Source organism: Lysinibacillus fusiformis, assembly GCF_016925635.1.
In the GTDB taxonomy this organism is placed as follows: domain Bacteria; phylum Bacillota; class Bacilli; order Bacillales_A; family Planococcaceae; genus Lysinibacillus; species Lysinibacillus fusiformis_F.
In genome coordinates this window covers 2,334,313-2,347,799 of the sequence record NZ_CP070490.1, presented here as the reverse complement: position 1 = coordinate 2,347,799, position 13,487 = coordinate 2,334,313, and the positions used below count along the sequence as shown (strand labels likewise).

Sequence of the window (13,487 nt, the reverse complement as noted above, 5' to 3'; positions counted from 1 at the left end):
AATCGTCACAGCATCAATTTAACTGAATACTATTAATATTCCGAATATTATTATATTTTAATTCCATAATTTAATCTATATATTCCAATAATTTTCTTTTATATACATATAAAAAACGGATGAAGTCTAGTTCTTCACCCGTTGCTTATCTATTATGAAATTGCTTTTTTATGCAGTTTAATTTTCAATTTCTCTAACATATCTACCGTCATTTTAGCTAAATCATACTCTGCTTTGAAGTCCCACTCTTTTTGAGCCGCTTCAATATTTAAAGAGTTTGGCCAGCTATCTGCAATGGCTTGACGAACTGGATCTACCTGATAGCTCATTGTGAAATTTGGTAAGTGTTTCTTGATTTCAGCCGCGATTTGCGAAGGTTCAAAGCTCATAGCAGTAATATTAAAAGCATTGCGATGAACGAGCTTACTACCGTCCGCTTCCATTAAATCTACGATAGCTTGTAGAGCATCTGGTATGTACATCATATCCATGAACGTTCCTTCTTGAATATACGATGTATAATTGCCTTGTTCGATGGCTTCATAGAAAATTTCTACTGCATAATCTGTTGTACCACCACCTGGAGGTGTTACATAAGAAATTAATCCTGGGAAGCGTACTCCACGTGTATCAACACCAAAACGATTGAAATAATAATCGCATAATAACTCACCCGCTACTTTATTTACACCATACATGGTTGTTGGTCGTTGCAAAGTATCCTGTGGTGTATCTTCCTTAGGTGTAGACGGACCAAACGCACCAATTGAGCTTGGCGTGAAAAATTGCATATTTAGCTCGCGTGAAACTTCCAATGCATTCATTAAACCGCCCATATTTAAATTCCACGCTAACAATGGATTTCTTTCTGCTGTTGCTGATAATAATGCTGCTAAATGCATCATTGTATCTGCACCGAAGTCTTTTGCTAAATCGTGCATTCTTTGTCCATCTGTCACGTCCAATATTTCAAATGGGCCCTTAGTATGTTCAAGCTTTCTAATGTCTGTAGCAAGTATATTGTCCTCTCCATAAATACCACGAAGTTTTTCTACAAGCTCAGAACCAATTTGACCAAGTGCTCCAGTAACAATAATCTTTTTCATTTCCCAAAACCTCCACATGTGAACAATTGTACTTTCAGAAAGTACAAAAATATATTGATAAACATTGATTTAATAACACTTTCAATGAAATTCATTATAATGTGTTCGTTTTGAAAATACAACAATTATATTAATAATATTCCTTACAAGGAACATACAATCCCTTATTCACAGTATATGAGGACATAAAAAATATTGTGCTACAAAAATATATAAAACACAATTGTACATCTCAAAAATACACATCATTTACACTTTCATAAACTAGTTTTGTAATCATGCAAAAAAAAGAATCTTCTTTGCTATTTTTTGCAAAGAAGACCCTTTTTAAATATTATTCTTTAATATTAAATTATATCGAAAAACGTTTGACAGCTATTTGCAAAACTTTTGATACTTTGCGCAATTCTTTAATATAATTATGGAACTGTTGCTGAGCTGTTAATTGATCAGCTGTTAATGCAGCTACATGCTTAGTAGACACGGCATTCGTATCAGATAAAGCTGTCAACATAACCGCATCCTCACTTACCGTCTTTGTATGATTGGCAATCTCTTGAACCGTAGCAGATACTTCCATAATATACGGCTTTATAGTATGTACTTTTTCTAAGATTTGATCAAAACTTGATGCCGTTTGTCCTGTGACAGCAACACCTTTTTCAGTCGCCACTAAAACGCCTTCCATCATTTGTACCGCATAGCTCGAATCTAAATGGATGTTCTGTACAATGGATGTAATCGTTTGTGTTGATTGAACGGTTTGCTCTGCAAGCTTACGTACCTCATTAGCCACTACTGCAAAACCTTTCCCATGCTCTCCTGCTCTTGCAGCTTCAATAGATGCGTTTAACGCTAGTAAATTAGTTTGTGCTGTTATTCTTTCTATTACTTCAATCATTTGGTCAATCGATGCTGCACGCTCAACTAGATTAAAAATTGCTGTATTAGATCTTTCAACCGCCTGCTTAATCGCTTGCATTTGCGTTAAATTAGCTTGTACAATTTCTGTTCCACTTTCTGCATCTCTGGCTGTTTTTTGTGCAAAACTTTCTACAACCTGAATCTTTTCTAAAATAACCTGTACATCATTTAAAACTTCCTCTAAGGAAGCCGTATTCGAAGCTAATTTATTAGAAGAAGCGGTCGTTGACTCGGAAATAGATTGTACATCCTTTGCTATTTTTAATGTCGTTGTTGATGATTGCTCAGAGGATTTCTGCAATTTCCCTGTCATTTCTTCTACTTCATAGGCACTGTCAGTAACAGTATGGAGTAGGCGTTTCACTTCAGTTACCATTTGATTGTAGGACAGGACTACTTCACCAAGCTCATCATGAGCCACGTAACTTGCGTTGGCAGTGAAATCACCTTGTTCTGCACGTTTTAATAATGACTTTAGTTGACGTGTTGGCACATTGACTGCCTTCGTTGCGATAAATCCGATAAGGATTACAAGCAAGACAACCGCTAAGCATACACCGCCTAGTAACCAGTAGCCAAATTGCACATCTTTTTGATAAGCCTGCTGTTGGTCTTTTGCTCTTTGAACTAAATAATTTTGCGTATCCTCTAATAATGTATGACTTTCCTGACTAATTGGTAAAAAAGTTTGCAAATAAAACTGATCTAGCTCACCACGGTTCATTTGCTTAAAGTCCTCAATGGCTTCTTCCTGCTTCTTCAGCAATGACTTATACTTCTTAATTTGATGACTCATCTTTTTATCAATTTCTTGGCTATCTAGATGCTCTAAAGGCTGTGCCATGTTTTGTAAAATGGCTGCCATTTCTTTCTCGTCACCCTTCGAATCTACTATAAAATCTAATCGACGCTGTGATTCTTCTAGCTCATTTAGCCATCCAATTGGGACAAGTCCCTGTGTGTAACTCTCACTTGCATGCCACGACATTTTCCTTAAATAATCTACACTAAATACACCTAGCAATACATTCGATAATACACAAACAATCATGAGTACAAGTAACTTGTCCTTCACCTTAACGAAACGGAAAAAATGCATGATCCTTGGCTCCTCCTCCAACTCTTACCAATAATGATAGTATAGAGATATAAAGCCAGTGTTATGTTTTTGTAAATTTTGATCGATATATTGAGAATTTATACCCACCCTTTAGTTCTATTTAGGTAATTTAACTTGCAAATCTATTCATACTATTGTTTCTTATTCGTACTACTTTTTGAATAACCATCTGCAACCTTCCATACATTGCCAACGTTGATAATAGAGAATGGGGGTGTTACATTTGACGCAATTCAAGAAGTTAGACTGGAATTTAGTAATAAGTCTTCTTTTACTCGGTGGTATTAGTTGCCTTTTTGTCCATTCAAGTAGTGTAAATTTCGAACAATATTCAAGCTCTTTTATTATCAAGCAATTTTTATTTTATCTCATTGGATTAACCATCATGTTTGGGATATCCTTACTTGATATTGAACAGTTGAAGAGAATCGGATGGCCATTTTACTTCCTAATCGTTGCTTTAACGGCTGGGCTTATTGTTGCACCAGAGAGCATTGCCCGGACAATCAATCAAGCAAAATCATGGTATCAAATCCCGTTTTTAGGTTCCCTCCAACCATCGGAATTTTTAAAGTTCGCTTTTTTAATAGTTGTGAGTAAGGTCATTATTGCTCATCAAGAGAAAAATGTCCGCCCCTCTTATCTAGCGGATTTTTGGCTACTTATAAAAATTGGGCTCATTGTCCTTCCTCCTTCACTTCTTGTTTATAGGCAACCCGATACAGGTATGGTCATGTTGTATATGGCAATGATTTTACCGATGATTTTCTTTTCAGGTATTCATAGAAAGCTTCTTGTCGTTTTTACAGCTGTCCCTTTAGTTATCATCAGTACGATTGTCGTGCTCTATGTCAGTTTTAATGAATTTTTTACAGAGAAGGTTTTAGGTGCTCTATCAGGACATCAGATTTCAAGAATTTATGGATGGCTTCAGCCTTATGAATATACAGATTCTTCTTTTCAAGTACGTCAAGGCTTTATGGCCATCGGATCAGGAGAGTTTGTGGGCAAGGGCTATCTACATAACAATGTCTATGTACCAGAAAAACATACCGATTTTATATTCTCTACTATTGCAGAAGAGTTAGGTTTTGTCGGAGGAGCATTTGTGATCACTCTATTATTTTTTGTTATCTATCGTATTGTTCTTATTACGGTAGTAGCGCGAGATCCCTTTATGACTTTAATGGGGGCAGGTATTTCAAGCTTACTAGCCTTCCAAATTACTCAAAATATTGGCATGACCATTGGGCTTTTACCAGTCACAGGCGTCACCCTACCCTTTTTAAGCTATGGGGGAAGTTCGTTATTATCCAACTTTATGCTTATCGGAATCGTCATGATCATACATAAATCTTACAAGGGATATATGTTTAAAGTAGGGGACTAACAAAATGCAAGTAGAGGATGGTACATACCATTCTCTACTTGCTAGATTAAAGGGGGATTAATTCGTTAAAAACGCCTTCATACTTGTATTATATTGATCGATAAATAGCTTAGCTTCATTACTAGGTAATTTTAATGCCGCTAAAGCAGCACCACCCACTGGTAAACTATAAGCACCCATAAAGTCATACTGATTACTATTCTTTTTATCAATAGCGACTAATTTTTCAATAAATAGCCTCAACTCATTAAAAACGCCACCAGCTAGCACTACTTTGACACGGTTATCTGCAAACGGATTTTTTTTGTAACAAGCGTCTATACTTTGATATAAAACATGGCACACTTGATCAATAATTGTATTAGCTTCTCCATCACCACGTTTAGCGCATTCGATTGCTACCTTACTTAAAGGAGATATTGTATCACGCGGATGACCTTCACCATATACCACTTCAATTATCTGCGGAACGGATTGTAACTGAAAATAGTCTAATACTGCTGCTGTTAGGAGCGTTTCAGGACCTCTTTTATCAAATGCTTTAAATACCGCTTTTAATGTGCGAATGCCAATATCATAGCCACTGCCCTCATCATCAAAAATATAACCCCACCCTGCTGTACGCTCAATTCTTTCAGATGAATCTATACTGAGTGTAATCGCACCCGTACCAGAAATCTGTACAATGCCAGGCTGACCCAATGTTCCCGCATACAGGGCGTTCAACCCATCATTCGATAGTGATAGTTGACAGTCTTTCGGTAAAAGCGAGGTTAATAATGCATGGGTAATTTTCTCATTATTATTTTCTGTTACACCAGACAGTCCCGCATGGCACTTTGTAATGTGTTGAAATTCGTGAGGTTGTTGTCTTTTTAAATCATTTATTAATTCTGTTATCGTCTCTGTAAATTGCTCGAAGCTCATAGATGTGGGATTACTTTTACCCGTTTCTGCTAGCGCCATAATTTGCCCACGACAAGTTGAGATTGTCGCAATTGTTTTCGTTCCACCACCGTCTATTGCCAAAACATACAAGTACCTTCACCTCTATACAATTTTAATTGTAGAAACAATTTCCCCGACCTCAACCCCTGCGTCATTACGCACAAATGAAGGAGACAATGCTTTAATACGCTCAATTGTTTCTTGATTTGTATACTGAATTTGTTCCAATACAGAAGCAATTACATTGGGCCACGGACTTTCTGAGCCATTCATAATTTTCAAGGCAAAACTTAGCCCTTCATTTCTTAGAGCAAAACAGTATACGCCCTGTGCTCCGCCCTTCGCCACAATATTAGGGTCCTTTAATAATGCCGTACAAATAAAGTTTTGCGCTGCAATGATATGATTCTCTTGATTCATTACTGCTGTAAGCTTTATTACTGCTTCACGAATCAGTTGATCATCAATCAATTCTGGTCGTGCTAGCTTTAAATAAGCAATTGCCATATTTTTTAGCGGAATCGCAAAGACAGGCGCACCACAGCCATCAATCCCTGTACGAATACTCTCCACATCATATTCACTTAAATAAGCAATGTATTTTTTTATCATCTGCTGCAATGGATGTTCTGGCTGGCAATATTGCTTGACATCATAGCCATTTGCTAGACAAGCAGTTAAGAATCCTAAATGCTTGCCTGCGCAATTATGAAATAGTTTTCTCTTTTCATATCCCTGTTGAATATATTGTGTTTTAGGTTCCTCATTTAATGGATAGGATGCTGCACAAATTAAATCATTTTCATTAATAGGGAGTTTTTCCAGCAAAGAGACTAATGCCTCTTGATGATAAATTTCGCCTCTTTGTGAAGCCAGAAATAATGCACTTTCATTTGAAGTAATCCCGTATTTTTCTATAAAATCAGTCATAAAAATGGGAATGGCTTGAAATGGTTTTGCTGCAGAACGAAAATACACAGGCTCATAATCTTGACCTACAGAGACGAATTCTTCCTTCGTTAGATTCACAGCACTCATTTGTCCATAATGCACATTTTCCATTAATCCTGAACGATACTCCTTTAAAAATTCTGAGTAAGCCACGAATCAACCAACCTTTCTTTAAACAGACAGCAACTGCTTTTGTGCTTGTAATGCCGCTCCTTTAACAACCCCTTCTTTTAATTGATTTGAAAACTGCAAATCAAAGTAGGGTTGTAATTCCTTCCATATATACTGTTTACACTTTTCACTAAGTAGTTTTTGAAATGACACATTATGCTCAATAATTTCCCCACTGACGATGACAGCCTCTGGTTCGTATAAACAAACTAGATTATTGATAGCAATAGCTAGAAAAGTAGCTACATCTTGTTGAATATCGATCGCCCATTGCTCGCCTTGATCAACACACTGCAAAATCTCTTCTATTGATTGAATATTAAGATTTTTAGGTGTTCTTTTTAACAGCGTAACTTCAGAAACATACATCGATAAGCATCCTCTTTTACCACAGTGACACATTTCACCAAAGGGATTAATCGTTATATGACTTATTTCTCCAGCTTTATTTTGAATGCCACGATACACTTCTCCATTTAATAATATGGATGCTCCTATTCCCGTTCCAATTCCGACTAAAATACAATTTGAATACAGTGGCGTATAGATATCACCAATTTCAGCAATGATTTGCATTTTTAATTCATTATCTATGATGACCTCACAACCAAAAACACCATTTAAATCTTCTCTTATATGGCAGTTTTCCCACTTCAATTGCTCAGAGGAAACGATAATTCCTTCCTCGTTATTGATTACTCCTGGAATCCCTATCCCAATGCCTAGTAATTTATCCTGAGCAATCTGATATTCTGTCATGATATTTTCTATAGATCGTTTTAGTAGATGTATGGCTTCTTCGTATTGATGCTTGATACTACATTTGACTTCCTGAAAGGCAATAAGCTTCCCCAAGAAATCTAGTATACCTATTCGAATAGTAAAACAGTCAATTTCTATCCCAATCGTATATAATGCATCTTCGCGCATATGGATTAACGTAGGACGTCTACCAATGGCTGTTTCTTCCGATACCCCTTCAAGAATAAAGCCTTCTGCTTCTAGCTCTTGCACAATACGAGTAATGGTCGTAGGGCTCATTTTTGTATATTTTGATAATTGAATTCTTGAAATTGGCGCCATCTGCCTTATTGCGTCAAGCACAATATATTTATTTTGTCTTCGCATTTGTACTTGATCTTGCTTTTTCAAATTAGATTCAACCCCTATTTAAACTTTTCTATGAATTGTAAAGCTTCTTTGATGTCTTTTTCGGGATTTGATCTCACTTCTCGTTCAATAGTTAAATAGCCATTGTATCCGATTTCTTGTAAAGCTGAAAAGTAAAGCTCGAAATTGACATCTCCATGACCTAATGGAAGTTCTCTGAAAAACTCTCCATTTTCCACCATTTCTTCTATTTTATCATGAGATGTTCCAGAATCGTATCCTAAGTACCCGTACACATCTTTAGGATTCGTTGGCTGCAGTTGAATACCATCCTTTACATGTGTATGTACAATATACTTCTTTAATCGTTTGACTCCAGCTACAGGATCATCTTTTGTTACCATCACCATATTGGCAGGGTCAAAATTAACCGATACACCATTCGTTGAAAGCTTATCTAGAAATCCTTTTAATGTTTTACTTGTTTCTGGCCCTGTTTCAATTGCAAAATAAGCATCTAATGATGTAGCATATTGCCCTAATTCTTCGCAGGCTTCCAGCATTGTTTGATAGATTGGATCATTTTCATCTTCAGGAATAATACCAATATGGGTTGTAACGATGGATGTTCCCAGGTCCTTGGCTAATTGTAGTATTTCTTTTGATTTTTTTATTTTCCAGGCATTTTCTGTTTTGTCTTGAAAGCCATGCCCACCTAAATCCCCACATAATGCGGAAATCTCTAGACCTAACTCTGAAATGTACTGCTTCAATTCTGCTCTTTGGGCAGTATTTAAATTATCTGGGTCCAACTCTCCTGAAACGGCATACATCTGTACCCCTTGTGCACCAACTTCTTTCGCTTTTAATAAACCTTCACGAATAGGCAATCGAAAGCTGTCTACTATCACGCCAATTTTATTGTCCAATTTCACCATCTTAATAAACAACTTCCTTTCCTTCAGTTGCAGAAATATAAATGCCTTCTAATATTTTCATAATTTCTACCCCATCCTCTACAGGTGCAACAGAATCATAATGATGGAGGCAACAATCAACAAATGAATTGATTTCATTTTGAAAGGCTGTCGCAAAATCAAATGTTAAATCGTTAATTTGAGGATGAATATTTAAAATCGTATCATGCTCTTCACTTACAATTTTTAATTCAGGCTCTAGCTCTGCTCCACCGTTCGTGCCATAAAGCTTAATACTTATTTCATCTTTAATGGCATGTAGTGTATAGGAAACGTCTACCATTAGCGATGCCCCATTCTCGAATGTAATGAGGGCATTTGCTAAGTCTTCTACTGTATTTTTAGTAGCATCATAGTCTGCAGCCTTGTAAAAGGATAAATTTTCAATATGGTTTCGATTTCCTAATTGATTGTAGGTATGACCTGTTATTCGCTTCACCTTTGGTCTACCCATTAAATACCAGCAAATATCAATCACATGTACGCCTAGATCAATTAAAGGCCCGCCACCAGACTTATCGATTTCTGCAAACCAGCCGCCTGGATTCCCTAATCTTCTTAGACAGGAAGCTTTGGCATAATAAATATCGCCCAGTTTGTTATCGTCGATGAACCTTTTCAGTACTTTAGTATTTGTTGCAAACCGTCTTACATAGCCCACTTGAAATACTTTCTGATGTTTTTCTGCAATCTGTTGGATATTTAAAGCCTCTGCATAAGTCATGGATAGCGGCTTTTCTATTAGAACATGTAAGTCATTTTCCAAAGCAAGAATCGCCAATTCTGCATGCGTATTATTCCATGTACAAATACTTACAGCATCCACATTTTTGTCTGCGAATAACTCTTCTTTCGAAGAAAAAACATGCGTTGCTCCAAATTGTGCTGCTTTTGCTTTGCCTCTTTCAATGGAAGCATCATACACGCCATATAATTCAACGAATGGATTATTCTTATAGGAACCTAAGTGATAATCTGAAATAGAACCTGTGCCAATTACACAAACCTTTAACTTGTTCATGTGCTTTCCCCCTTTAGAGCTTGCATTCGTCCCATAAACGACGTACATTATCCATTCCTATTTTTGAACCAACTTGACAATCTTCCATACCTTCAAACTCCACTGTAAGATAGCCATCATATCCACTGCCTTTTACGAGCTTAATAATTTCGCGAATATTTATATCGCCATGTCCGACAATAGCTCCTCTGATGTAATTATTATGAACTGTACGGAACCATTCGCCCTCACCAGGATTTTCATAATAAGGACGAATATAAAAATCTTTGAAATGCACTGTAGCAGCATAAGGAATGTTTTTCATAACACCAATTAAAGGTTCTTCATCAATACATAAAAAATTCCCGATATCTAAAGTTGTTTTAAAGTTGTCTCTGTTTACCGCATGAATTAATTGTTGTACACGATCACTTGTTTGAACATTAAAGCCATGATTTTCAATCGTTGTTGTAATATTAAATTGCTTCGCGTAATCTGCAATCAACTGACAGCCTCTCACCATTTCTTCAAAGTGCTCATTGTAATAATGAATGGTTGTCTGCTCCTTTGGTAAAGTAAAGAGAGTAACATCATGGCGCATAATGTTAATGCCCATATGATGTACTACATCAACATGTTTCTTTAAGCGTTCAACTTCTTCTAGAAAAGCTTCCTCCGTATCCTGAATAAAGTTAGCTGGCAACGAATAGGCCGATAGCTCTAATCCTAGCTCTGCTGCTTTTTCTTTAATTTGTGTTGCAAGTTCATAGTTATCTACAACAGTAAATTCATAGGGCACTAATTCTACATGCTGCCCTCCGTTGTCTGCTACCCATTGCAAAACATCCAGAACATTCATTTCCCCCTGTCTCATTTTTTTGACCATACTATATGTGCTTAACCCTATTTTCATTTATATACACCCTCTCGATTAGTTGACAAAGTGACATGCGACACTTTGCTCTTCGTTAATTTTTTTCATTTCCGGAATAGCTTGCTTACATATATCTGATGCAAAGGGGCACCTTGTGTGGAAGGTACAACCACTTGGCGGATTTTTAGGATTCGGAATATCACCAGTTAAAACGATCTTCTTTTTTCGTAATGTTGGATCTGCTATAGGCACAGAAGCAATAAGCGCCTGTGTATATGGGTGCTTTGGTTCATTAAATATGGTTTCTTTCCGCCCGATTTCTACAATCGAACCTAAATACATGACACCTATATAATGGCTAATATGTTCTACAACACTTAAATCGTGAGAAATAAAGAGATAAGATATTTTATATTCTTGCTGCAATTGCTTTAATAGATTCAATATTTGCGATTGTATAGATACATCCAACGCAGACACAGGCTCATCAGCAATAATTAATTTTGGTTTTGTTATTAAAGCACGTGCAATGCCTAAACGCTGTCTTTGTCCACCACTGAACTCATGCGCATAGCGATCGGCATGTTCAGCATTTAATCCAACGACTTCCAGCATTTCAAGCACTAGTTTTTCACGCTCGGCTTTCGAAAGTTTTGTATGAATTTCTAAAGGCTCACCAACAAGCTCCTTTACCTTCATTCTCGGATTCAATGAGGCATATGGGTCTTGAAAAATCATTTGAACATTTTGCCTTAAATGCTTTAATTCAGATTGCTTTGCAGTTGCAACTTCTTTCCCATCCACAACGATACTTCCATTTGTTGGTGCTATTAATCTAGTGATTAACCGGCCAGTAGTTGATTTGCCACAACCACTTTCCCCAACTAAACTAAATGTCGTACCTTCTTCTATTTCAAAGGAAACATCTATGACAGCATTAACATATTGCTTTTTTTGAAATAACCCACCCGCTATTTGAAAGCTTTTTTTTAAGTTTTCCACTTTTAAAATACTGTTAGGCATTTACTTCCACATCCTTTTTCGCATATAGCCAGCAGCTACATTGCCGTGTAGCTGAAATTTTCACTGTCGGTGGACTCTCCTGATGGCATATAGACATCGCTTGATTACATCGTGGAGCAAATTTACAACCATTCGGCATATTTTGCGGGGATGGCACTTGACCATTGATAGAATCTAATACTTCTTTGTTATCACCAATTTTCGGTACAGATGCAATTAAACCTTTTGTATAGGGATGCTTTGGGCTAGCAAATAACTCAAAGACATCTGCTTCCTCTACAACCTGCCCTGCATACATCACAACTACCCTATCGCACATTTCGGCAACAACACCTAAATCATGTGTGATTAATAAAATAGCTGTCTCATTTTCTTCCTTTAGCTTTTTCATTAGCTCTAAAATTTGAGCTTGTATCGTGACATCAAGCGCAGTGGTTGGTTCGTCAGCAATGAGTAAATTAGGATGGCAGGCCATAGCCATGGCAATCATTACTCGCTGACGCATTCCTCCTGATAGCTGATGTGGATATTCATAAATGATTTCCTCGGCTCTTCCTATGCCCACACTTTTTAACATTTGGATTGCATGATGCTTACTTTCGTTCTTCGGCAGCTTCAAATGCATCTCAATTGCTTCCATTAACTGCTTGCCTATTTTTAAGACAGGATTTAAAGAAGTCATAGGTTCTTGAAAAATCATGGCCATTTGCTTGCCACGAATCTTCCGAATTTCTGATTCGGGCATTTTCGTCAAGTCATCTCCATTAAAATGTATAGAGCCATTGACGATTTTGCCTGTAGTGCCATGGAATAATTGCATGATGGATAGTGATGTTAAGCTTTTTCCACTACCCGATTCTCCCACTAAGCCTAATATCTCTCCTTTACGGATGGAAAAATTGACACCTCTTAAAATCTTGATTTCCTTTTTATCACGCGTAAAGGACGTTTCTAAGTCACTTACTCGCAATACATGTTCTGGCATAGGCATTCTCCTTAATTATTTTTTATTTTTGGATCTAATACATCTCGTAATCCATCACCTATTAAGTTAAATGCTAGTACGGTTAAAAATATTGCAATGCCTGGCATGATGACTACGTGCGAAGATGTCCCTAAATAGTCACGCCCACTACTTAGCATTACTCCCCACTCAGGCATTTCAGGGCTTGCACCTAAGCCTAAAAAACTTAAACCAGAAGCTGCTAAAATGGCTGTTCCTATACGCATTGTGACAAAAATGATTAATTCACTAATGGTTTCAGGGAAAATATGTTTCCACAGCACCCTAACATGCGAAGCTCCCATTGATTGTGCTGCCTCTACGTATACATTCTCTTTCGCATTCAATGTAGCACCTCTGACTAAACGTGCAAAAGATGGCACACTAAAGATCATCACAGCAATGATGACATTATTAATACCAGGACCCAATAAGGCTACAATGGCAATGGCTAACAATAAATCAGGGAATGAAAACAGTACATCACAGCTACGCATGATGATTTTGTCAATCCACCCACCAAAGTAACCGCTAATTAAACCTAAAATAGTTCCTAGTATTAGGCCTAAAAATACGGCACTAAAACTCACCATCAAGGATATTTTTGCGCCTACTATCAAACGACTAAAAATGTCTCGACCATACTCGTCCGTTCCTGCCAAATGACTTGCACTTGGTCCCTCTAATAAAGCATCATAATTGGGTTCAAAAGGATCGTACGGTGCGATATAAGGTCCAATAAAAGCGACTACAATTAACAATCCTATAAAGATACTTGCTACCAAAGCAGCCTTTTGTTTTTTAAAAGACTTCCAAAATTCTTTAAGAGGAGAGTATTTTTTTTGTGTATTTTGCACTTGGCTATTTTGCACAGTAGTTGGTGAAATCAT

General features: G+C 37.0%; 12 protein-coding genes. 1 reads left to right on the top strand and 11 read right to left on the bottom strand.

Translation table 11 applies throughout. The annotated features are described in order from the left end of the window. Positions 1-152: 152 nt before the first annotated feature. Together JTI58_RS11510 and JTI58_RS11505 are read right to left on the bottom strand one after the other, a co-directional pair. Complete coding sequence (locus JTI58_RS11510; protein WP_205446725.1) at positions 153-1,106, bottom strand: L-threonine 3-dehydrogenase; 954 nt, start codon at positions 1,104-1,106, stop codon at positions 153-155. Between the two features lie 352 nt (positions 1,107-1,458). Further along, entirely contained in the window at positions 1,459-3,129 is a 1,671-nt protein-coding gene (locus JTI58_RS11505) for a methyl-accepting chemotaxis protein (protein WP_205446724.1), read from the bottom strand. A gap of 244 nt (positions 3,130-3,373) precedes the next feature. Here JTI58_RS11505 and JTI58_RS11500 point away from each other — a divergent pair, with 244 nt between their 5' ends. Further along, positions 3,374-4,540, top strand: coding sequence for an FtsW/RodA/SpoVE family cell cycle protein (locus JTI58_RS11500; protein ID WP_243456390.1), 1,167 nt, complete (start codon positions 3,374-3,376; stop codon positions 4,538-4,540). A 57-nt stretch (positions 4,541-4,597) separates the two neighbouring features. Here JTI58_RS11500 and JTI58_RS11495 read toward each other — a convergent pair whose 3' ends face one another. Genes JTI58_RS11495 through JTI58_RS11455 form a run of 9 tightly spaced genes read right to left on the bottom strand, consistent with a single transcriptional unit; the run spans position 4,598 to position 13,487 of the window. Beyond that, positions 4,598-5,578 (bottom strand): N-acetylglucosamine kinase, encoded by a 981-nt coding sequence (locus tag JTI58_RS11495; RefSeq protein ID WP_205446722.1) that lies wholly within the window; start codon positions 5,576-5,578, stop codon positions 4,598-4,600. Between the two features lie 12 nt (positions 5,579-5,590). Continuing rightward, positions 5,591-6,592 carry an asparaginase gene (locus JTI58_RS11490; RefSeq protein WP_205446721.1) on the bottom strand — a complete coding sequence of 334 codons (1,002 nt, stop codon included), beginning with the start codon at positions 6,590-6,592 and terminating at the stop codon, positions 5,591-5,593. A gap of 18 nt (positions 6,593-6,610) precedes the next feature. Continuing rightward, complete coding sequence (locus JTI58_RS11485; protein WP_205446720.1) at positions 6,611-7,762, bottom strand: ROK family transcriptional regulator; 1,152 nt, start codon at positions 7,760-7,762, stop codon at positions 6,611-6,613. A gap of 14 nt (positions 7,763-7,776) precedes the next feature. Then, positions 7,777-8,658 (bottom strand): sugar phosphate isomerase/epimerase family protein, encoded by an 882-nt coding sequence (locus JTI58_RS11480; protein WP_205447221.1) that lies wholly within the window; start codon positions 8,656-8,658, stop codon positions 7,777-7,779. 1 nt (position 8,659) lies between these two features. After that, positions 8,660-9,718: a Gfo/Idh/MocA family protein gene (locus JTI58_RS11475; protein WP_205446719.1), complete on the bottom strand. Its 1,059-nt coding sequence runs from the start codon at positions 9,716-9,718 to the stop codon at positions 8,660-8,662. 13 nt (positions 9,719-9,731) lie between these two features. Beyond that, positions 9,732-10,610 carry a sugar phosphate isomerase/epimerase family protein gene (locus JTI58_RS11470; protein ID WP_205446718.1) on the bottom strand — a complete coding sequence of 293 codons (879 nt, stop codon included), beginning with the start codon at positions 10,608-10,610 and terminating at the stop codon, positions 9,732-9,734. An 18-nt stretch (positions 10,611-10,628) separates the two neighbouring features. Next, positions 10,629-11,594 (bottom strand): ABC transporter ATP-binding protein, encoded by a 966-nt coding sequence (locus JTI58_RS11465; protein ID WP_205446717.1) that lies wholly within the window; start codon positions 11,592-11,594, stop codon positions 10,629-10,631. Beyond that, positions 11,587-12,579: an ABC transporter ATP-binding protein gene (locus JTI58_RS11460; protein WP_205446716.1), complete on the bottom strand. Its 993-nt coding sequence runs from the start codon at positions 12,577-12,579 to the stop codon at positions 11,587-11,589. Before JTI58_RS11460 ends, JTI58_RS11465 begins: the two co-directional genes overlap by 8 nt. 11 nt (positions 12,580-12,590) lie before the next feature. Next, positions 12,591-13,487 carry an ABC transporter permease gene (locus tag JTI58_RS11455; protein WP_205446715.1) on the bottom strand — a complete coding sequence of 299 codons (897 nt, stop codon included), beginning with the start codon at positions 13,485-13,487 and terminating at the stop codon, positions 12,591-12,593.